This is a genomic window from Loktanella sp. DSM 29012, assembly GCF_900110705.1.
Taxonomy (GTDB): Bacteria; Pseudomonadota; Alphaproteobacteria; order Rhodobacterales; family Rhodobacteraceae; genus Loktanella; species Loktanella gaetbuli.
The window spans coordinates 256,071-274,849 of the sequence record NZ_FOEJ01000005.1 but is presented as its reverse complement, the minus strand read 5'-3'; the positions used below and the strand labels follow the sequence as shown (position 1 = coordinate 274,849).

Below are 18,779 nucleotides of genomic sequence, written 5' to 3'. Positions count from 1 at the left end.
CGTTCCGACAAAACGGGGCCGCAGTCTGCACTGCGGCCCCATTGCATTCAGGCGGCCAACGCAGCCTTGACCGCATCTGACAGGGGTGTGGTCGGCCTGCCGATCAGGCGGCGCAAATCGCCCGACTGGTCGTCCAGCGCACCATCCGCGGCCATTGCATCCGTCTGGGCCAACAATTCCGCAAATGCAGGCGGCAGGCCCGCGCTGATCAACGCGGCTGCGAAATCTGCCTCGGGCAGATCGACATAGGCGACCGGTTTGCCGGATTGTACGCTGATGTCCTGCGCCAGTTCTGTCAGGGTAAAGCTGGTATCGCCCGCCAATTCGAATGTCGCGCCGTCGTGGCTGGGATCGGCCAGCGCTGCCGCCGCTGCCTCGGCAAAGTCCTGCCGTGTGGCTGCGGCAAATCTGCCGTCACGGGCCGCACCGAAATGCTGGCCCATCGTCAAATCCTGCGGCAGGCTCATCAGTAGGTTTTCGATGTACCAGCCGTTGCGCAACAGCGTGTGCGGCACGCCACTGTCGGCCAGCAGCGCCTCGGTCGCCTTGTGATCGGCGGCCAGCCAGAGCGGGCTATCAGATGCATGCAGCACCGACGTATAGGCGATCAGACCGACGCCACGCGCCTTGGCGGCGTTGATGACGTTGGCATGTTGCCCCTGTCGGTCGTTGAAGTCCGACGATGAAATCAGCAACAGCCGGGTGACCCCGTCGAGTGCCGCATCCAGACTGTCTGGGTCGTGATAGTCGGCGATACGGGCGGTGATGCCGTCGGTCTCGAATGCGTCCTTGGCCGTGGTGCTGCGCACCATCGCGGTGATCTGCGACGCCGGAACGCGCTGGCGCAGGTTTGCGATGACCTTGCGGCCCAATTGGCCGGTGGCCCCCGTGACCATATAGTGTTCTGACATGACTCTGTCCTCTGTAATGAAAATCGAATACAGGTCTCAGTTAGAGACTGCATCGCACCCTGAAAAGGAGGCAGGATTTCCTGCACAAGGCACACAGAGGGAACCACCCGTGGACGGACAAAAACAGATTTCGCGCATGGAACGCTGGCAGTCAGAGGAGATAGATCTGAACAATTGTCCTGTGCGCCATGTCCTCGATCATGTGGCGGCCAAATGGACGACACTGATCCTGCTGACGCTGCATAACGGCCCGGCACGGTTCAATGCGCTTGGCCGCGCCTTACCCGATATATCGAAACGGATGCTAACCCAATCGTTGCGCGATCTTGAACGGGACGGCCTGATCCTGCGGCGTGTCTTTCCGACGAAACCGCCCAGCGTGTCTTATGAATTGACGGATCTGGGACAGTCCTTGCTGGTCCCTGTGCAGGGCCTGCTGGACTGGGCCGAGACGCACGCCGATACGCTGGCGCAGGCTCGGGCCAAATACGACGCGACCGCAGGCTAGGTCCTGCGGTCGCGTCTGAAACTATGTAGCTGCGACAATCGAAATCAGCCGCGCGGCATCAGGAACACTTCGCGCACATCGTTCACCTCGGACGCATTCAGTGCCAGCATGACCGCATCGGCCACGTCATCGGGTTGCAGCTTGTCGGGTTTCGGCTCATCGAAAAATGCGGTGTTCACCATGCCGGGTGCCACGACGGTGCATCGACCGCCCCATTCCTTCATCTCTTCGGCCAGGTTGCCGCCGTAACCATGTACGAACCATTTGGTCGCGCCGTAAACCGATCCCGACAAATGGCGGCGTCCGGCGGCAGAGCCGGTCAGCACCATATGTCCCTTGGTCTTTTTCAGGTGCGGCAGCGCGGCCTTGGTGGTTTTCAGCAGGCCCATGACATTCAGGTCGATCATGCCCTGCCAATCATCCACATCGCCGCCTTCGGTGCCGCCCTGCGACGTGCCACGCCCCGCATTGGCAAAGGCTGCGTGCACACCGCCGAATTTGTCGGCCAGCATATCCAGCGCGGCGCTCAGTGCATCATAGTCGGTCGCATCACCCGGCAAGGCCAGCGCAGCATCACCCAGTTCGTTCACCAGATGCGCCAGTTTATCCTCGGACCGGGCAAACAGGCCCACGTTCCAGCCGCTTGCCACCGCCTTGCGTGCAGTTGCTGCACCGATACCGCTGGATGCGCCCGTGATGAACAATGTCTTGTCGGCCATTCTGTCTCTCCTTATCCGTGTTGCGGACTCAACGTCGCCCCCCACCCGAAAGGTTCCCGATGCAGACCCGTTTCACCGTTCCGACCCGCGGCCCCGGCCTGACGGAGATCACAAATCAGGTCGCGGACTGGGTGCGCCAGACTGGCCGCGACGGCCTGCTGACGCTGTTCATCCAGCACACCTCGGCCAGCCTGCTGGTGCAGGAAAACGCCGACCCCGAGGTGCAGACCGACCTGAACGCCTATTTTGCGCGGCTTGTGCCGCCGACGACGGACCCGGCCATGTCCTATCTGACCCACACCTACGAAGGCCCCGACGACATGCCCGCCCATATCAAGGCGGCGCTGCTACCTGTCAGTCTGTCGATCCCGGTGACGGCCGGGCGCATGGCCTTGGGCACCTGGCAGGGGATTTATGTGTTCGAACACCGCACGGCCTCGCACCGGCGGAACGTGATGGCGCATTTCAGCGGGTGAGGGGGCTATCGCGCCCTCACACCGGGACCACCACGGGATGGCCGTTCACCGCGTCCACCGCCATGCGCGTGTCGAACAGGTCTGACAGCATGGCCGAGGTCAGGGCGATCACCTTGGGTCCGGTCCGGGCGATCCGGCCATCCTTCAGCGCGACGATGCGGTCGGCATAGCGGGCCGCGATATTCAGATCGTGCACCACGATGATGACGCTGCGCTGCCGTGGTCCTGGTCGCGACAACGCGTGCAGCCGTTCCATCAGGTCGCGCGCATGGCGCGGGTCCAACGCCGCCAGTGGTTCATCCAGCAGCATCCAAGGCGTGCCCTGCGCATAGGCCATCGCGACAAAGGCGCGTTGCCGCTGGCCACCTGACAGCCGGTCAATCTGACGCTGCCCGAGGTCGGTCAGCGCAAACAGGTCCAGCGCCTGTGCGACGGCGGCATGGTCGGCCGGACCTGGCCTGCCGCGATGGTGCGGCCAACGTCCGAACGTCACAAGATCGGCGACGGTCAGCCGGGCAGTCACATGTTCCGACTGGGTCAACAGGGCGACGGTGCGGGCCCGCACCTGCGCCGTCGCACCGGCGATATCCTGACCCGCGATCGTGACGCGACCGCTTGCCAGTGGCAGCAGCCCCGACATCGCGTGCAACAGGGTCGATTTCCCCGCGCCGTTCGGACCAATCAGTGCGGTGACGCCACCTTCGCCAAAGCCGAGGTTGATGTCTGACAGGGTCGTAATGCCCTGACGTGCGACGGACATGTTTTCGATCCGGATCATGGACGAGACTTTCGTAGGACAAGAAACAGGAACAGCAGGCCGCCAACGCATTCCACGATCACGGCCAATGTCGATTGCTGGCCCAGCAGGCGTTCGAATACGAACTGCCCGGCCACGAGGATGCTCGCGCCGATGATCGCGGCACCGGGGATCAGCAGCGCATGCCGCCAGGTTCGCAGGACAGCATGGGCGAGACTCGCGGCCAACAGGCCCAGAAACGTGATCGGCCCGACCAGTGCGGTCGATGCGGCAACACAGGCCGAGACGATCACCAGTGCCAACAGTGCGATGCGGTCGAACGGCAGCCCGATCGCACGCGCGGTCGTGCTCCCCAGCGCTGCCGCATCCAGCGAAGGCGCCAGCAGACTTGCACCGGTCAACGCCGCCGCCAAAACCGCGGCGGCAATCGCCAGCTGGGTGCTGTCGACAGCGCCAAAAGTGGCAAAACTGGCCTGTTGCACGATACTGTATTCCGATGGGTCCAGCAGACGGCCCGCAAAACCGGACAGCCCCCGCAGGAAAACGCCAAGAATCACGCCTGTCAGCACCAGCCGCAGGACATCCTCGGCACCCCTTCGCAACATCACGCCGAACAGGGCGACACCGGCCAGCAACATGCACAGCAGTTCCGCACCGAACTTTGCCAGGTCCGGCAGTGTGGCGAACCCCGCACCCCCCAGCAGCAGGACCAACCCCGTCTGGAGAAAGACGAACAGCGCGTCGAAACCCACGATACCGGGGGTCAGCAACCTATTGGCAGCGACCGTCTGGAACATGACCGTCGCGGCACCGATCGCGGCACCGACGACGAGCAGTGACGCCAGCTTGACCGCGCGCAGCGACAGGATGAACCCCGCCGGTTCGCGCAATCCCCAGCCCAGGAACAGCGCCGACAGCAGTGCGAGCAGACCCAACAGGGCGAACAGGCGACGCTCAGCCATGGGACCGCCCCGGTCTGCTGTGCAGCAACCACAAAAACAGGCCCGCACCGAACACGGCAAAGATCGTGCCCGCAGGAATTTCATAGGGCCAGCGCAGCACCCGCCCCAGGATGTCGCAGGCCAGCACAAGCACCGCGCCGGTCCACGCCACGACAGGCAGATTGTCGTGCAGATTGTCCCCGCGCAGGCGGGATACGATGTTGGGCACGACGAGGCCCACAAACGGGATGCTGCCGACGGTGACCACAATGACGGCGACCGTAACCGCCACAAGGACCAGCCCGCCGATCAATGTCTGCCGGTAATCCAGCCCCAGACTGCGGGCAGCATCCTCTCCCAGTCCCAGCAGCGTCAGACGGTCGGCGGCAAGGTAAAGTGCGGCTGCCACCAGTGCCACGATCCAGAGCAATTCATAGCGGCCTTGCAGGACGCCGGAAAATTCGCCTGACTGCCAGACGCCTATGAATTGCACCAGATCGGTGACCCAGGCGATGCCCAAAACCACTGACCCCAGAATGCCGCCGTAGATCAGGCCGACCAATGGCAACAGTACGGGATCCTGCCGGGGCACCTGCCGGGCCAGCGCCAGAAACCCCAGCGTGCCGACCAATGCCGTGACGGCCGCCACCGACATCTTGGTCATCAGCGCGGCACCCGGGGCGATCAGGGTGATGGCCAGCAATCCCAGCATGGCGGATTCAGGTGTGCCGACCAGACCCGGTTCGACCATGCGATTCTGCACGCACAGTTGTACGACGACACCCGCCATCGCCAGACCCGCGCCGGTCAGGATCGCGGCAGCGGTCCGGGGCAGGCGACTGACCGCCATCAGGAACCCCGCGTCCAGATCGCCCGACAGCAGGTCCGTTGCCCCGACGAAAACGCTCGTGCCGATCAACAGCACGAGCGTCAGTGCACCAAGGAGTGCGTTGCGGGTCACCTTAGCTGTCCGTGTCGCCCTGAAGGGCGGCCGTGATGTCAGCGATGGTGCCCATCAGCGACTGGATGCCGCCGCCCGCCAGATACAGGGGCGCGCTGTCCAGATAGACGATCTGACCTTGCTGTGCTGCCTTGGTTTCAGCAACCAGCGGGTTGTCCAGCGTGACGGCTGCGGCCTCGCCTTTCTGACCGATTGCAGCACCGCGATCGACGACAAAGATCCAGTCGGGGTCGACCTCTGCCACGAATTCAAACGACACGGCCTCGCCGTGCGACCCGGCTGTCAGGTCGGGGTAGGCCTGCGGGATGTTCAATGCGCTGTGAATCCAGCCAAACCGGGACCCTTCGCCATAGGCCGAAATCTTGCCGCCGTTGGTCAACAGGATCAGCGCACGGCCTTTGCCGGCTGCGACCGATTGCGCCCGTGTCACGGCAGTGTCCAGATCTGCGGTCAGGGTTGCGGCGGCCTCGGCCTTGTCGAAAATCTGACCGTAGGCGATGACGCGCGCGATGGCATCGTCGATCACCGTCTCGCTGATGGTCATGTCCAGGGTCGGGGCCACGCGGGACAATGCGTCGACCTGGGTTTGCGACCGTCCACCCGCGATGATCAGGTCCGGTGCCATGACGGCCAAGGCTTCGAAATCAGGCTCGAACAGGGTGCCGACGGTCGTGATCCCGTCCATCGCATCCGCAAGATAGGCCGGCGGGGTGAAATCGGGCACACCGTCCACGGTGACCCCCAGCGCGTCCAGACTGTCGATTGCCGCAAGGTCGAATGCCACGACGCGTTGCGGGCTGGTTGCCACATCGACCGGCCCGGCAAAGGTGGGAACCTCGACCTGCTGGGCTGCCGCCGTGGTTGCGAACCCCGCCAGGGCGAGCATGGGAAGGGTGACTTTCATGTGAGACTCCAGTTGGTCCAAAGTGGCTAGACAAACCTGATTAAACTTGTCAGGTTATATCAGACAGAAATACTCAGGATAAAACCAGATGCAACCCGCTTTCCGCGACGAAGGTCACTTCGACACGACACAGGCCAGCCGCTATCTTCAGCAGCTCAGCAAACATTTCGCGCACAAGGCAGAGGTGCGTTTCGGTCCGGCCTCCGCCGAAATCGCGCTGCCGCCCGGCAATGTTGCACTGACGGCAACCGACGATGTGTTGCGGGTTGTTGTCACCACGGATGACCCGGAAAAACTGGACCGGATGCGCGGCATCGTCGACAGCCACCTCGCGCGTTTCGCGTTCAGGGAAGCGTTTTCCGCCATGGCCTGGGCCACGGAAACCGGAGGTGCAGCGTCATGATGATGGATACGGGGATCGACAATCGCCAATCCGTGACGGGCAGCGTCGTGGTTGGGGATATCCGCGCGCTGAGCCCGATGCAGTTCGTGACGGTTTCATTGTTTCGTGACTGGTTCGACGGTCCAGCCGGTCGCGACCGCGTCGGCGATTTTTTTGACTCCGCCCTCGGGCCGGATCTTGGGCAATCCGCGACTGAAAACTGGGCGACCTTTGTGACAGCGTTGGTCGATCATGCACGCCGTCCGGTCATGCGTCACGGTGCCGACTGCCGTTGCGTGGGCGCGGACGAGGCGGTCGTCGCCCATATCCTGACAGCCGCTGTTACCGCAGACCGCGAGGATGCAATGTTGCTGCTGTCGCTGCTGGTTCCCGGTGAGGTGCTGCTCGTCCTGATCCAATATGCCGAACGGGCTGGGCGGGATATCTGGCAGATCTCAAGACAGATCAACGCCGCGCGTAAATTGCACTAGCAAACGGATCAGACGTCCGGGCCTGTGTTACGGGGCAGCGGGCGGCGCAGGGTGGCCCCGTTGCCGACACTGCGATGTGGGCCGTGCACGGCGCGCGCCTCGGGCTGTTGCGGTGGCGCGTTGTCATTGGCGCAGGTCACCAGACCAAGAAAGTGCGCGACAAGTTCGAGGTCCATGTCACAGGGCTGTGCAGCGTCGTAGTCCATGGTGCCTCCTTTCGGTTCGATGTGACCATGCATGTTCCGATCGCCTATAATTGAGGCCCTGATTTGGCGGCATCGTGAAATTCATGCCGCAGTGCCGGGGGCCAGATCGCCAACGTGGGCGGGGTGAAAAAACATCCAAGGACCATTCCCTGTCTGGACATGCCGATCGGGCTGCAAACGTTTCAACTTGTTGAAAAAACGACGCGGCAATGGGTCTCGCGTCTCTGATTCAATTTTGCCTGATTTCCGCGCAAATCATGAGCTGGCATGTTTGTCCGCTAAAGATTCTTGATCTAGATTAACCTTTTTGAACTTTGCGATCCGGCAAATTGTTCTCAAACCGAGGTTAATATCTGCATAACATCGAAACTGTTCTCGGTCCGGGTTGTGCCGGATTTAATTTGCAACCTATAGTGATGTTATGCCCGGCGCAGTTCGGGACATTTCCAGATCCTGTTGCCAGAGGTATCGCAGCCATGTCCGCACATTCCGTTGAAAATAATAATATTTTTTCAAAGGGAGAGGGCAGGCGCGCAGCGCAGACCGATTGGCAAGCCTACGCGACCGCCTATGATCTGTTGTCAGCGCACAACCCAGAGTATCAGTCCCTTCTCTCTGGTTTTGAGGGCTTTTTGTCGCAATTGAACGGTCCGTCGGTGATTTACGATATTGGCGGCGGGACCGGAAACTATTCGCAGATCATCGCGCGTCGCTGCCCAAACAGTCAGATTCGCTTTATCGAACCTGATTCCGGAATGTTGGGCGTCGCGCAGCGAAAGCTTTCGGACCACGACAACATCATATTTGAAAATGCGGGACTGGAATCTGCCGGTGCGCCGGGCGATGCCGATCTGATCGTTTCGATCCATTCCCTGTATGCCATGCCGGACCAGGAGGATCGTCTGGCAGACATGCGCCGCATGCTGCGACCGGGCGGGTTGCTGTATCTCGTGGATCTGGGACGCGAGATGAATGTCTCTGATTGGCGGCGCTACCTTTTTGGTCATCTGCGGCGGGAACATGGTCTGCTTGGTGCATGCCGGATTTTCTGGCAGGGGCGTGAAATCGCGAAACAGAACGCGAATATCCGGTCATCGCAAGAGGATGGCACCTACTGGACACACAGCGGAGACGAACTTGCCACTGCGGTCCGTGATGCCGGATTCGAGATCCTGCGCCAAGAGGTCGTCTATCGCGGATACAGTGACCTGCTGGTCTGCCGCGCGATTGATCTGTGACCCATCAAAGAGACCTCAACATGAATGAGCGGGTTTTGAATGCACTGCGTCAGTCGCGGTACCGCGTGATGACAGACGATCGTGACCTCGATGATATCTACCGCCTGCGATACGATTGCTATCGTGCCGAAGGGTCGATCGCCGCAAACGCGCAAGGCATCATGCACGACGCCTACGATGACACGGCCAATTGCCTTCACATCGCGGTCGAGACCAACGGCAAATTGCTCGCGGCGGTGCGGTTGCATCTGATGTCGGAACTGTCGGCGGTTTCCCCCACCGCAGAAGTGTTCCCCGAAATCACGTCCGGTTTCGGCCAGGGTAGGACCGTCCTTGATCCCACGCGTTTCGTGATTGATCCATCCGCACGCAAGCAGCGGGTATCATTGCATTTTCTGGTGCTGCGCATTCCGTTCATGGCGGCACTTTTCTACGACGTCGATCTGGCGCTCGCGCCCGTGCGCTCCGAACATATGGCATTCTATCGCCGCTATCTTGGTTATGCGCCGATGCTTGATCCGCGCAGTTATCCCGGGTTGGCCAAACCCATTCACTTGCTGACGACAAACGTGCGCGAACAACGCGCCGCCGTGTTGTCGCGGACCCCGGTTTTCGGCCCCATTGCCGATATGCCCCAGTCCGACATCGCGTTTCCCGACCTCGCCGGTGTGTATGTACCGTCGCAGGACAGACGCACCGCCGCGGCCTGACCGACGTTGCCGGCGGATTACCCAACGGGAACCGAACCATATTCAATAAAATGCTACTAAACTCTTAACAGAGTTTTGCACTTCTTTCGATCGAACCTCTCATGCGTCCAATTTAGAACACAACTTCTGGTTAAACCGGACCTCGGAATTGCATCAGAGGTTACAATGACCTTCTTACAGGCTCTCTTTGCGTCGCCGCGCAGGTGGTTCAGCGTTCATGGTCGTGAACAAAAGATCAAGGACTACATCGCGCTTTCCAATCAGCTGATCTGGAAACGGCAGGCCAGCTTTCTTGCCGCTGCGATTCTTGCGGCATTCTATTTCGATCCCTCGTCAGTCGTGCTGTGCTACGCTTTCGTCGTCTTTTCAGAGATCCTCGATCTGCGTCTGGGTTCGGTTGCGGCGAATTGGGACGGTCGGAACCGCGCCGTCGGGCGGGCGATTCTGTGGCGCATCACGATCAATACCTTGATCAGCGCCACTGCAATCAGCATTTTCAGCGTGAACATGGCGATCCAGCAAACATCGGGCGGTCACTTCACGCCGCTGTTCCTGCTGTTTTCGGCCTCTGTCTTTGCGGCGATGCACAACAGCCAAATGATCGGCATTCTCCTGCTCCGGCTAGGCATCTACGGCATCGCGTTTCTGACGATTGCGCTGCTTGACGTGATGCGAGAGCTACCCGCGTTTTCCTCGCCGATCTGGCTGGAATTCTTTACGGTCATCTTTGTGCTTTATTTCCTCTGCGATATCTCGATCAAGTTCAATCAGGGCTATCGCGAGCGCTATCAGCAACTCCGACGCATCGAACAAGAGCACGCCCGGGCTAAGGCGGCACTTGAGATCAAGACCAGGTTTCTGGCCACTGTCAGCCACGAGCTGCGCACGCCGCTGACGTCGATCATCGGCTCTTTGGAATTGATAAACGGCAACCGGCTCGGTGCTGTGCCAGACAACCTCAAACCTGCAATAACGATTGCGGCGCGCAATGCGCGACGCCTGGCCGACCTCGTCGAGGATCTGCTCGACATGCAAAAGATCGAGGCAGGCGAGATGGTATTCGATCTACACCCGATCTCGGTAAACACGCTTGCGATAGAGGCCGCCGAGAGCATCGCAGGATACGCAAGCAACTTTGGGATCGTGGTGGAAACCGATCTGTGCGCCCAGGATGCGCTAATCGCTGGTGACCGCAAACGACTGATCCAGGTGATGAACAACATGCTGTCGAACGCCATCAAGTTCTCGGAAAAGGGCGGCACGGTCACGGTGCAGGTCGAAACCTTTGGTCAGCGGACGCGCGTGTCCGTTCACGACCACGGTCAGGGCATCCCCGACGGCGCCCGCGAAAGCGTGTTCGGCCGTTTCACGCAAGTCGATTCCTCTGATATCCGCAAGGTGGGTGGCACGGGCCTGGGATTGAACATCTCGAAACTGATTGTCGAACAGCACGGTGGCCTCATCGACTACACCAGCGAACTTGGTGTCGGCTCGACCTTTTTCGTGGAATTCGATCGGCTGATCGGGGATGCTGACACGGACGATGGCGGCCCGTATCTGTCACAGGTCGCCTGACGTCCGACGTCGCAGATCAGCCCCGACCGCGATAGGGCGGCACGCCCTGATCCGGGATCCACACGTTTTGCGGGACGGCGCCCGTCTGCCAGAACACGTCGATGGGAATGCCACCGCGCGGATACCAATAGCCACCGATGCGCAGCCATTGCGGGTTCAGAAAATCGACCAGACGCCGCGCGATCGAGATCGTGCAATCCTCGTGGAACGCACCGTGGTTGCGAAATGACCCCAAAAACAGTTTCAGCGATTTGGATTCGACCAGATAATCCCCAGGGACGTAGTCGATCACCAGATGGGCAAAGTCGGGCTGACCGGTCATCGGGCACAGCGATGTGAACTCTGGCGCGGTAAACCGCACGCAATAGGCGATATCGGCCTGCGGGTTGGCCACACGTTCCAACACGGCCTCTTCGGGTGTGTTTGGCAGTTTGGTCTGGTCGCCCAGTTGTTTCAGATCGCTGTAAATCGTTTCCATTGTCGTCTCCTCTACGGGGTCACACCCCGCGTTTGTTGCCCCACAGCAGCACGTGCAATTGCGGCAGAATGCGCGGGGCAAACCAGTTGTCGTTCATCGTTTTGTCGACCAGCCACAGCAACCTGTCGGACAGGCGTTGGGGATCGACCGCGCGGTCGGGATCGACCTCTGGATTGCCCGGTTGCAGATACAGCGGCAGATGCGGATATCTGTCCGCCGCTGCCCGCGCCCAGGCGTAATCCGTGTCGTCGAAAATCACGATCTTCATCACGACCGCGGCCGCGCCACGGGCGGCCTGACAGCAGGTGTCAAAGGCATCCCAATCGACAGTTTCCCCACTTGATGGTGGTTTCGGGCTCAGCACCAATGTGTCCAAATCGGCGAACCAGGGTTTGGCGATGGATCCTTGGGTTTCGCAAGCGAAACGGTATCCTTGCGCCTGACCCAACGCGATCAGCGGCGCGAAATCCTGAATGGCCGGGTTGCCGCCCGACAGCGATACGGTCAGTGGCTGGCCCCCCGACAGGCGCTGCACCTTGGCCCAGACCTCGGCAGTATCCATTGCAGCCCAGGACGCGCGAAACGCCGGGTCAACCGCATGCATGCTGTCGCACCAGCTGCAGCGATAGTCACAGCCGCCGCTGCGCACGAACACGGTCGGTTCCCCGATCAGCGCGCCTTCGCCTTGAACCGTGGGTCCGAATATTTCGACGATGCGCAGCCGGGTCACGGCCGGTATTCCGCCCAGGTCTTGGGCGTTTCACTGACCTTGACCGCAGTGGTTTCGGGCCAACGCGCCCGGCACCAGTCGTAGAAATGCCGCGCCATGTTTTCGCCCGTGGAATGGACGTCCAGCACATCGTTCAGGTGGCGATGGTCAAAGGTGTCATCGATATAGGTCTTGAGCGCCTTCAGCTCTCCGTAGTCGCGTACGAAACCATCGCTGTCCAACGTCGGCGCGGCCAATTCCACCACCACGATGTAGTTGTGACCATGCAGGCGCGCGCATTGATGATCTGCGGGCAAATGGCTCAACTTGTGAGAGGCGGAAAAATGGAATTCCTTGGTGATCCGGTACATCAGACACCTTCCTTTGCGGCGATGGCATGGGCCCAGAAATCGGGGTCGGCATAGGTTGTGGGATCGGTGATCCCCGCCAAGTCAAAAGCCTCGCGCCGTTCGACGCAGGTGCCGCAGCGTCCGCAGTGAACTTCGCCGCCCTTGTAGCAGGACCATGTGTCTGCAAACGGTGTGCTGTGGCGCGCGCCTGCGGTGACGATATCTGCCTTGGTCCGGTTCACGAAGGGTGTGTACAGCGACACATCCGCATAGCCGTCCAGCGCAGCCTTTTGCATGGCTTCGAACGCCTGGGTAAAGGCAGGCCGGCAGTCGGGATAGATGAAATGATCGCCCCCGTGCACCGCAGTCGCCACCGCATCGTCACCATTGGCGGCCGCCACGCCGAATGCCACGGCCAGCATGATCGCGTTGCGGTTCGGCACGACCGTGATCCGCATGCTTTCTTCGGCGTAGTGTCCGTCGGGCACATCCACGTCATCGGTCAGCGCCGATCCCGTCAGGGCAGCACCGATCCCGCGCAAATCGATGACGTCATGGGGCACGCCCAGCCGCCCGGCACAGCGGGCCGCGAAATCCAGTTCCTTGCGGTGGCGCTGCCCATAGTCGAACGACACAAGTCGCGTCAGCTGATGCTCCGCCGCCACCATATGCGCAAGCGACACTGAATCGAGTCCGCCGGAGCAGATGACAATCGTCTTCATTTTTTTAACCCTTGTTTTGATATCCGGGTAGGCTGCGACCGGAGAGTGCCGCTTAGACCAATTCACGGCGGATGCCAAGTTGTGACCGCTGGATCAGCATGCCGCAGGCGTTTACGTCTGGGCTGGGGCCGGTCAGCCGTCCGCGTGGCTGCGGCGCGGTCGCCAGCGGTGCAGCACATCGCCGCCCAAGGCGCGGGTCTCGATCAGATCGAACCGGGGCGCATCGCCCAACTCGCGTGTGCCCAGGCCAGCCATGGACGGCAGACCATCCGCCCCGATCATGCAGCCTGCCTGCATCATCACCACCTCGTCCACGAGGCGGGCATGCAGCAGCGACGCGGCCAGATGGCTGCCGCCTTCGCACAGGATGCGGGTCAATCCGCGGCGCGCCAGCTCTTGCAAGGCAGCCAGCATGTCGATCTGATGGTGGTGCAGGGGGCAGGGGATCAATGTCGCCCCGGTCGATGACCAGTCGCGTGTTTCGGCGTCGTTCGCGTGAACGATCCAGACCGGTTGCAGGTGGGCGGTCTGTCCCAATCGCCCGTTGACCCGCAAATTCAGATCGCGCGAGACAACGATACGGACCGGCTGACGCACATCACCCAGATCGCGCACGTCCAGCGCCGGGTCATCGGCGCGGGCCGTTCCGGCCCCCACCAGCACCGCGTCATGCGTCGCGCGCAGCCCGTGCACCGCACGGCGGGCCTGCGGGCCGGTGATCCAGCGGCTTTCGCCTGTCGCAGTCGCGATCCGTCCGTCCAGCGTGGTGGCCAGTTTCAGCGTGACCCAGGGCAGACCCTGTGTCACCGATTTCAGAAAGCCCGCGTTTGCGTCCTGCGCCTGCGCGGCGCAGACTCCCGTGGTCACGGCGATGCCTGCTGCACGCAGAATGTCCAGGCCCCGGCCCGCCACGCGCGGATCAGGATCCCCGGTGCCGACCACGACGCGGGCAATGCCTGCGGCAACCAATGCATCGGCGCAGGGCGGCGTCTGACCGTGGTGCGCACAGGGTTCGAGCGTGACATAGGCCACAGCACCGCGCGCGGCCTCGCCTGCCTGATCCAGCGCCACGCGTTCGGCATGCGGCCTGCCGCCGCGCCGCGTGTGCCCGCGTCCGACGATGACCCCGTCCCGTACGATGACGCATCCCACCGCCGGGTTCGGCCAGACCTGACCCAACCCGCGCCGTCCCAGCGACAGCGCCAGTTCCATGAACCTGATCTCGGGCGTCATACGTCCGGCTTGGTGTTCGGGCGCAGGTCTTCCATGAACTTCTCGAAATCGTCAGCCGCCTGAAAGTTTTTGTAAACACTGGCAAAACGGACGTAGGCCACAGTGTCGATCCGCGCGAGGCTCTCCATCACGATCTCGCCGATGGTGCCCGAGGGGATGTCTGTTTCGCCCATGCTCTCCAGTCGGCGCACGATGCCCGAGATCATCTGGTCCATGCGCTCGGGTTCGACCGGGCGCTTCTGAAGTGCGATCCGGATCGACCGCTCCAGTTTGTCGCGGTCGAAATCCTCGCGTCGGCCATTGGATTTGATGACGACAAGGTCACGCAACTGGACGCGTTCATAGGTCGTGAAACGACCGCCACAGGCGGGGCAAAAGCGGCGCCTGCGGATCGCGACATGATCCTCGGCGGGGCGGCTGTCCTTGACCTGAGTGTCGACATTTCCGCAAAAGGGGCAACGCATGGGCCGTTCCTTGTCCTGTCCTGGGGGCTGAACCCCACTTATCCACATCGACTATAGGATTGGGCCCACACTTTGGGTAGCCCTGTGGATAACCCGCATGATGTTGCTGCGAGGGTGAGTCCCGGATGCATCAGGGGCGTCGTGTGACAGCAGGTTTTGTAGTGCGTGTGTAGCGTGACTGTAGCGTGACAGCTGTAGCGTGACAGCAGGTTTTGCAGTGCGTGACAGTTAAAGTTGCAGCAAGCGATTTTTTTTGAAAACGGAACGAAATTACTCCGCGAGCAGTTCTCTATCCTCAGTGGAGGCATTTAGGCTGTCGGATGCTGTGGAGGGCCGCACCTACCCAGAGAGTCGGTCCAGTACTACGGCTCGACCTCGCTTGGCTCCACAATCTCAGAATATTCATCCGCGACGCCCACGAGATATTTGTCGTAGGTCTTCTTAAGGTACTGCAGCGACGACTCTTTATCGACATTGGCCTTCAATGTTTCCTGAACAAAGTGTAGGCGCGCCTTGCACGCAGTCAGAACTTCGGCCCAACTTTTCACCCAAACCTCAACATTACCGTCTTCAGAAAGAAATATTCTGCCTGGTGGACTATCTTTTTGTCGAGTCTTGGTCTTGGCATACCCGTCCAGTTCATTCGAGATCACCCAAAAGCTCCAGCGAGTTTTGACGTGCCGGAACCTTTCATCATCTGCGATAGTGAACGCATATTTTTCTACCTGGCTGATTTCGTCTGATCCGATCGTGCAATTGGGTCGTTTGAGTTCAACAACCAAGTGTTCCTTCTCGTCCGCCCGGCTCTGGGGTACAGCACGCGACAGCATGAGGTCGACAATTCCAGTCTTGCCATCAATTCGCTTAACCGGGCTATCGATTACGGTCGCCTTGCCTATCTGCTTTTGATGTTTCCGAAGGACTTCCGTCAGAGACTTATCATCGACCGTGAGATTGAACTCCTCGCCAAATATCCAAGTATTGTTCTCTGCGATCATACGGTGGAGCTGGCTACGTTCTTTAAATAATTTTTTGCTGTCTTTATCAAATAGTAGGGCTTCAAGACCGTTAACAAATTTCAGCCGGTCAGCTACAAGGCGTGATGCACTGATGACGTTAGCAAGGTCTGCTTCCTCTAGCAACTTAGACATCTCACGCTGAGTTCTTTCAGGAAGATCCAAAACCTCCGTCAGAATATGCTGTAATTCATCCGGGCCGCGCTCAATGGCCTGACGCAACATACGCATTTGAAATGCACGGCTCTTGGAACTTTGAACTTTAAAGTCGGGTAGATGCTTGTTTACGTTCAGTGCGACAATATCAAACACTTTCCGCTCTGCCACTTCGACTGATGTCCGAGGTTCGGTTTTGAATGGATAAATTTCTTCATCTTTCCACTGGTCGATTTCTGTCTTGGCAGTCTCAACATCCTTGGAACTGAAGTGAGCCTTAATAAGCTCCGCCGCTGCATCGCGGGTTTTTGCTAACGCATCATTCATCTCTGGCAGCGTCAAATCACCCCGTTCCTGAAGTGCGTCGATATACGTCGATTTTAAATAAGCGGAAAATTTATAGCCTGGCGTATTGAAACCGGGTTGGGTCCGAACAAATGGAAACCCATGTGAGCCGCATAAGAAGAACCATCGATCTGAAGCCGACTTCCACTCAATTAAGTCAAAAGCTGCTGGGTACTTGGTGACCGTATCCCCCTCAGTAACGAAAATTGGCTCAAGTTCGAAACTCGTCTTCTCGACTATGGCCTGGCTTGGGTCTAGCTTCTCGCTTTCGACGAAAACAGAAACATCCTTATAATCAGTTAAGTAGAGCGCGAAGACTTCAGAAAGTGATTGAACGGATTTTGTCGGTTCCAAAGACCGGTAAGTCCGGTCCAATTCTGACACTGTCACTTCAACACCGGCACCCAGGGCCGCGTCTACCTCTTCTGGGTTGGAGACACGGACGTCGACGAGGTCATCCTTCAACAATGAGATGCGATAACCCAACAGCTTTTTTCCATCACGATAGCGAACCGACCAAACGGCCGAGCGTCCTAATGCAAGAGCTTGCAAGCGGCCTTTGCCCTCTTTTCCATGAAGGATACGGCCCTTGCCCTTTGAGGTCACACCGCCGCGCTTCCAAGAGCCGCCAAGCTGCCCAAATAATGCTTCCACCTCGCCGTGCGGAATGCCGTGCCCATTATCCCGAACAGTGACTGACCGCATAGAAATGTCATCGCTATCAATTTCCACGTCAACACGAGTGGCGTCGGCGTCGAGAGCATTCCAGATCAGTTCCGAGAGTCCCTGAATAGGTTTTGCGCTTGCAAGTTTTTTAAGGTGGTCACGTTCGACCTGAACCCTGTAATGCGCCTCTGCCATGGTCAGTCTACCTTATAAAAAGTCGCCCTATGGCGTCGTTTAACATTTAGGCTCAACCCACCTTGCATCAAATCAAGTCAGATAGGTCTATATCTCCAAATGGATTAGGATGGATTGTCCGAGCGATGAATATGCCTGTGATCGGAACACCAGGAAACCTCTTGGACAGAATGGTATGCATGGCGCGATAGTGCCGTCCAACGGTCAGGACATCGTCGAAGATACCGATACCGGAAGGGGCTGGCTCGGCAAGTGCTTCATCCAACTGATAGTTGGACAACAACTCACTAACTGAAGCACGGTTGCCGTCGCCTGCTGAATGTGACGCTTCGGTCGATGCGGCCTGAGTCACTAGACAGCGAACATCAAGACCTGGCCTAATTCCCCGGCAAATTTGCTCCATGCGGTCATCATAATCAGGATGGCCAGCCGCTTTAGAACCCGGAACCGGCACTAGCGTGGCGTGGTCCAGCCACTTTGGATTTAAAGACGCTGCAAGTTCTCGCGAGGCCTGACTGATGGCCCGACCTTTGTGATGCCAGCCGCCTTTGATCCTGCGCTCACTGGGCTTCTTTTTAAGGTTCCAGATAAGGCTGTTCGTCTCACCTTCATACCCTGCGCTAGCCTTATACTCTCGCAGAAACAAGCACTTGTCACCCGCCTCTAGCGCGCTGTGGTCGCCCCTGATAAGATCATCAACTTCTGTTAGCCTCATCCTGATTGCAGGGCTTTCCAAATGTCTTCAGGGTCCCGGACACGGATCGCTCCTTCCTTCTCAAAGCGGGCTGGCCAAGTGATCGCAGGGTTGTTGAAGCAACTCTCCAAGATGAAAAGCTTACGGCCCTGATAAAGGGCTGCACGTGCCTGCGTCAGCGTTCCTGACGTCTCTCCCGCTTCGACGATAATGGTACCCTCCGTCAACGCACTCATCGTCGCGTTGCGTTCGGGGAAATAGTATCGCTTGTGATGGAAGGGCTGGACCGCATACCTCAAGACGGGAACCTGCGAGACCAGCAAGTGCTCTTTGGCGATACGGGCCTGCAACTCAACATTCTCTTTAGGATAATTCTCACCCAGAGGCGTACCGATGACCGCAATGGTTCGCCCACCCGCTTCTAGAGCGGCGGTGTGAGCAGCCTTATCGATACCCGTGGCAAGGCCAGAAACGACGGAAAAGCCACGAGCTACAAGCTCTCTCGCGAGTCGCCCGGCCCGTCTAGTCCCTTCTTCTGAAGGCTTGCGACTGCCAACGACTGCAAGGCCGCGCATCTCAGTAAGTTCCCAAGTGCCTTGATAGTAGAGGAGTTCCACAGGATGCTTTGCATCGCGCAATTTGACCGGGTAGTCACCAGCTTTGTTGATGCGTACACCAAACTGATAGACGCCAGATTTATGCAGTTTTTCGATGACCGACGTTGCTGTCTGATCAGCCTCTGTGTGTGATACGAAATCAGACGGCAATGCAGTCGCATCAGCGGCAAACTTGTCAGCCAATGTCTTGAATGTTGCACCTTGCTGCATGAACAGGGCTTCATACGCACCCAATTCCCGCCGGGGCGAGATGATCGAACGTGATGGTCGCGAATCATCTTCGAACGCCAGGCTATTCATGGCATGACAACTCGCTAACGATAATCATTTGCGTCTCCCTTCGCGGGAATATCTC

General features: G+C 59.3%; 23 protein-coding genes. 7 read left to right on the top strand and 16 right to left on the bottom strand.

Features of this window, described 5'->3' with window-relative positions; genetic code table 11:
• Window positions 1–47: 47 nt before the first annotated feature.
• Window positions 48–911 carry an SDR family oxidoreductase gene (locus tag BMX27_RS13145; protein WP_090160263.1) on the bottom strand — a complete coding sequence of 288 codons (864 nt, stop codon included), beginning with the start codon at window positions 909–911 and terminating at the stop codon, window positions 48–50.
• A gap of 109 nt (window positions 912–1,020) precedes the next feature.
• Here BMX27_RS13145 and BMX27_RS13140 point away from each other — a divergent pair, with 109 nt between their 5' ends.
• Window positions 1,021–1,419, top strand: coding sequence for a winged helix-turn-helix transcriptional regulator (locus BMX27_RS13140; RefSeq protein ID WP_371260136.1), 399 nt, complete (start codon window positions 1,021–1,023; stop codon window positions 1,417–1,419).
• A gap of 44 nt (window positions 1,420–1,463) precedes the next feature.
• Here BMX27_RS13140 and BMX27_RS13135 read toward each other — a convergent pair whose 3' ends face one another.
• Window positions 1,464–2,138 (bottom strand): SDR family oxidoreductase, encoded by a 675-nt coding sequence (locus tag BMX27_RS13135; RefSeq protein WP_090160262.1) that lies wholly within the window; start codon window positions 2,136–2,138, stop codon window positions 1,464–1,466.
• Between the two features lie 59 nt (window positions 2,139–2,197).
• On the opposite strand from BMX27_RS13135, the gene BMX27_RS13130 reads away from it, so the two are divergent.
• Complete coding sequence (locus BMX27_RS13130) at window positions 2,198–2,614, top strand: secondary thiamine-phosphate synthase enzyme YjbQ (RefSeq protein WP_090160261.1); 417 nt, start codon at window positions 2,198–2,200, stop codon at window positions 2,612–2,614.
• A gap of 16 nt (window positions 2,615–2,630) precedes the next feature.
• Here the strand turns inward: BMX27_RS13130 and BMX27_RS13125 are convergent, their stop codons facing one another.
• The 4 genes from BMX27_RS13125 to BMX27_RS13110 are packed head-to-tail and all read right to left on the bottom strand — an operon-like array spanning window position 2,631 to window position 6,177.
• The gene (locus tag BMX27_RS13125) at window positions 2,631–3,392 is read right to left on the bottom strand and encodes an ATP-binding cassette domain-containing protein (protein WP_090160260.1); all 762 of its coding nucleotides are present in this window, start codon (window positions 3,390–3,392) and stop codon (window positions 2,631–2,633) included.
• Window positions 3,389–4,333, bottom strand: a complete 945-nt coding sequence (locus BMX27_RS13120; RefSeq protein WP_090160259.1) for an iron chelate uptake ABC transporter family permease subunit — start codon at window positions 4,331–4,333, stop codon at window positions 3,389–3,391. Before BMX27_RS13120 ends, BMX27_RS13125 begins: the two co-directional genes overlap by 4 nt.
• On the bottom strand, window positions 4,326–5,273 hold the full coding sequence (locus BMX27_RS13115) for an ABC transporter permease (RefSeq protein ID WP_090160258.1): 948 nt from the start codon (window positions 5,271–5,273) through the stop codon (window positions 4,326–4,328). The genes BMX27_RS13120 and BMX27_RS13115 overlap by 8 nt, the downstream gene beginning before the upstream one ends.
• Before the next feature lies 1 nt (window position 5,274).
• On the bottom strand, window positions 5,275–6,177 hold the full coding sequence (locus BMX27_RS13110) for a siderophore ABC transporter substrate-binding protein (protein WP_090160257.1): 903 nt from the start codon (window positions 6,175–6,177) through the stop codon (window positions 5,275–5,277).
• Between the two features lie 88 nt (window positions 6,178–6,265).
• Between BMX27_RS13110 and BMX27_RS13105 the strand changes: the two genes are divergently transcribed.
• Window positions 6,266–6,580 (top strand): DUF2218 domain-containing protein, encoded by a 315-nt coding sequence (locus tag BMX27_RS13105; protein ID WP_090160256.1) that lies wholly within the window; start codon window positions 6,266–6,268, stop codon window positions 6,578–6,580.
• Entirely contained in the window at window positions 6,577–7,050 is a 474-nt protein-coding gene (locus BMX27_RS13100; protein ID WP_090160255.1) for a hypothetical protein, read from the top strand. The genes BMX27_RS13105 and BMX27_RS13100 overlap by 4 nt, the downstream gene beginning before the upstream one ends.
• Window positions 7,051–7,058: 8 nt before the next feature.
• On the opposite strand, the gene BMX27_RS13095 is transcribed toward BMX27_RS13100, so the two are convergent.
• Complete coding sequence (locus BMX27_RS13095; RefSeq protein ID WP_090160254.1) at window positions 7,059–7,256, bottom strand: hypothetical protein; 198 nt, start codon at window positions 7,254–7,256, stop codon at window positions 7,059–7,061.
• Between the two features lie 416 nt (window positions 7,257–7,672).
• Here BMX27_RS13095 and BMX27_RS13090 point away from each other — a divergent pair, with 416 nt between their 5' ends.
• From BMX27_RS13090 to BMX27_RS13080, 3 genes are all read left to right on the top strand, one after another.
• Complete coding sequence (locus BMX27_RS13090; protein WP_371260145.1) at window positions 7,673–8,494, top strand: class I SAM-dependent methyltransferase; 822 nt, start codon at window positions 7,673–7,675, stop codon at window positions 8,492–8,494.
• Between the two features lie 68 nt (window positions 8,495–8,562).
• Window positions 8,563–9,204, top strand: coding sequence for an N-acyl amino acid synthase FeeM domain-containing protein (locus BMX27_RS13085; RefSeq protein ID WP_256212526.1), 642 nt, complete (start codon window positions 8,563–8,565; stop codon window positions 9,202–9,204).
• A 165-nt stretch (window positions 9,205–9,369) separates the two neighbouring features.
• Window positions 9,370–10,779, top strand: a complete 1,410-nt coding sequence (locus BMX27_RS13080) for a sensor histidine kinase (protein ID WP_090160251.1) — start codon at window positions 9,370–9,372, stop codon at window positions 10,777–10,779.
• A 16-nt stretch (window positions 10,780–10,795) separates the two neighbouring features.
• Here BMX27_RS13080 and queF read toward each other — a convergent pair whose 3' ends face one another.
• The 9 genes from queF to BMX27_RS13035 form a co-directional block, all read right to left on the bottom strand.
• Window positions 10,796–11,257: a preQ(1) synthase gene (gene queF / locus BMX27_RS13075; protein ID WP_090160250.1), complete on the bottom strand. Its 462-nt coding sequence runs from the start codon at window positions 11,255–11,257 to the stop codon at window positions 10,796–10,798.
• 19 nt (window positions 11,258–11,276) lie between these two features.
• Window positions 11,277–11,987, bottom strand: a complete 711-nt coding sequence (queE, locus tag BMX27_RS13070; protein WP_090160249.1) for a 7-carboxy-7-deazaguanine synthase QueE — start codon at window positions 11,985–11,987, stop codon at window positions 11,277–11,279.
• The gene (queD, locus tag BMX27_RS13065; RefSeq protein WP_090160248.1) at window positions 11,984–12,337 is read right to left on the bottom strand and encodes a 6-carboxytetrahydropterin synthase QueD; all 354 of its coding nucleotides are present in this window, start codon (window positions 12,335–12,337) and stop codon (window positions 11,984–11,986) included. The genes queE and queD overlap by 4 nt, the downstream gene beginning before the upstream one ends.
• A complete protein-coding gene (gene queC, locus BMX27_RS13060; protein ID WP_090160247.1) occupies window positions 12,337–13,038 on the bottom strand; it encodes a 7-cyano-7-deazaguanine synthase QueC in 702 nt (233 codons plus the stop codon). Before queC ends, queD begins: the two co-directional genes overlap by 1 nt.
• A gap of 132 nt (window positions 13,039–13,170) precedes the next feature.
• Window positions 13,171–14,271: a bifunctional diaminohydroxyphosphoribosylaminopyrimidine deaminase/5-amino-6-(5-phosphoribosylamino)uracil reductase RibD gene (gene ribD / locus BMX27_RS13055; RefSeq protein WP_090160246.1), complete on the bottom strand. Its 1,101-nt coding sequence runs from the start codon at window positions 14,269–14,271 to the stop codon at window positions 13,171–13,173.
• A complete protein-coding gene (nrdR, locus tag BMX27_RS13050) occupies window positions 14,268–14,735 on the bottom strand; it encodes a transcriptional regulator NrdR (RefSeq protein ID WP_056035826.1) in 468 nt (155 codons plus the stop codon). Before nrdR ends, ribD begins: the two co-directional genes overlap by 4 nt.
• A 362-nt stretch (window positions 14,736–15,097) precedes the next feature.
• Window positions 15,098–17,113, bottom strand: a complete 2,016-nt coding sequence (locus BMX27_RS13045) for an ATP-binding protein (RefSeq protein WP_090160245.1) — start codon at window positions 17,111–17,113, stop codon at window positions 15,098–15,100.
• A gap of 67 nt (window positions 17,114–17,180) precedes the next feature.
• Window positions 17,181–17,759 (bottom strand): hypothetical protein, encoded by a 579-nt coding sequence (locus BMX27_RS13040; RefSeq protein WP_218144663.1) that lies wholly within the window; start codon window positions 17,757–17,759, stop codon window positions 17,181–17,183.
• A gap of 65 nt (window positions 17,760–17,824) precedes the next feature.
• On the bottom strand, window positions 17,825–18,724 hold the full coding sequence (locus BMX27_RS13035; RefSeq protein ID WP_090160243.1) for a DNA-processing protein DprA: 900 nt from the start codon (window positions 18,722–18,724) through the stop codon (window positions 17,825–17,827).
• Between the last annotated feature and the right edge of the window lie 55 nt (window positions 18,725–18,779).

Excerpts from the sequence above, each read along its gene's own strand:
- BMX27_RS13105 (WP_090160256.1), top strand. The coding sequence starts at position 6,266 with ATGCAACCCGCTTTCCGCGACGAAGGTCACTTCGACACGACACAGGCC.
- BMX27_RS13085 (WP_256212526.1), top strand. The coding sequence starts at position 8,563 with ATGACAGACGATCGTGACCTCGATGATATCTACCGCCTGCGATACGAT.
- queF (WP_090160250.1), bottom strand. The coding sequence starts at position 11,257 with ATGGAAACGATTTACAGCGATCTGAAACAACTGGGCGACCAGACCAAA.
- BMX27_RS13145 (WP_090160263.1), bottom strand. The coding sequence starts at position 911 with ATGTCAGAACACTATATGGTCACGGGGGCCACCGGCCAATTGGGCCGC.
- queC (WP_090160247.1), bottom strand. The coding sequence starts at position 13,038 with ATGAAGACGATTGTCATCTGCTCCGGCGGACTCGATTCAGTGTCGCTT.
- BMX27_RS13095 (WP_090160254.1), bottom strand. The coding sequence starts at position 7,256 with ATGGACTACGACGCTGCACAGCCCTGTGACATGGACCTCGAACTTGTC.
- BMX27_RS13090 (WP_371260145.1), top strand. The coding sequence starts at position 7,673 with ATGTTATGCCCGGCGCAGTTCGGGACATTTCCAGATCCTGTTGCCAGA.
- BMX27_RS13100 (WP_090160255.1), top strand. The coding sequence starts at position 6,577 with ATGATGATGGATACGGGGATCGACAATCGCCAATCCGTGACGGGCAGC.
- BMX27_RS13120 (WP_090160259.1), bottom strand. The coding sequence starts at position 4,333 with ATGGCTGAGCGTCGCCTGTTCGCCCTGTTGGGTCTGCTCGCACTGCTG.
- BMX27_RS13130 (WP_090160261.1), top strand. The coding sequence starts at position 2,198 with ATGCAGACCCGTTTCACCGTTCCGACCCGCGGCCCCGGCCTGACGGAG.
- BMX27_RS13135 (WP_090160262.1), bottom strand. The coding sequence starts at position 2,138 with ATGGCCGACAAGACATTGTTCATCACGGGCGCATCCAGCGGTATCGGT.
- BMX27_RS13080 (WP_090160251.1), top strand. The coding sequence starts at position 9,370 with ATGACCTTCTTACAGGCTCTCTTTGCGTCGCCGCGCAGGTGGTTCAGC.
- BMX27_RS13035 (WP_090160243.1), bottom strand. The coding sequence starts at position 18,724 with ATGAATAGCCTGGCGTTCGAAGATGATTCGCGACCATCACGTTCGATC.
- BMX27_RS13110 (WP_090160257.1), bottom strand. The coding sequence starts at position 6,177 with ATGAAAGTCACCCTTCCCATGCTCGCCCTGGCGGGGTTCGCAACCACG.
- BMX27_RS13125 (WP_090160260.1), bottom strand. The coding sequence starts at position 3,392 with ATGATCCGGATCGAAAACATGTCCGTCGCACGTCAGGGCATTACGACC.
- queD (WP_090160248.1), bottom strand. The coding sequence starts at position 12,337 with ATGTACCGGATCACCAAGGAATTCCATTTTTCCGCCTCTCACAAGTTG.
- ribD (WP_090160246.1), bottom strand. The coding sequence starts at position 14,271 with ATGACGCCCGAGATCAGGTTCATGGAACTGGCGCTGTCGCTGGGACGG.
- BMX27_RS13045 (WP_090160245.1), bottom strand. The coding sequence starts at position 17,113 with ATGGCAGAGGCGCATTACAGGGTTCAGGTCGAACGTGACCACCTTAAA.
- nrdR (WP_056035826.1), bottom strand. The coding sequence starts at position 14,735 with ATGCGTTGCCCCTTTTGCGGAAATGTCGACACTCAGGTCAAGGACAGC.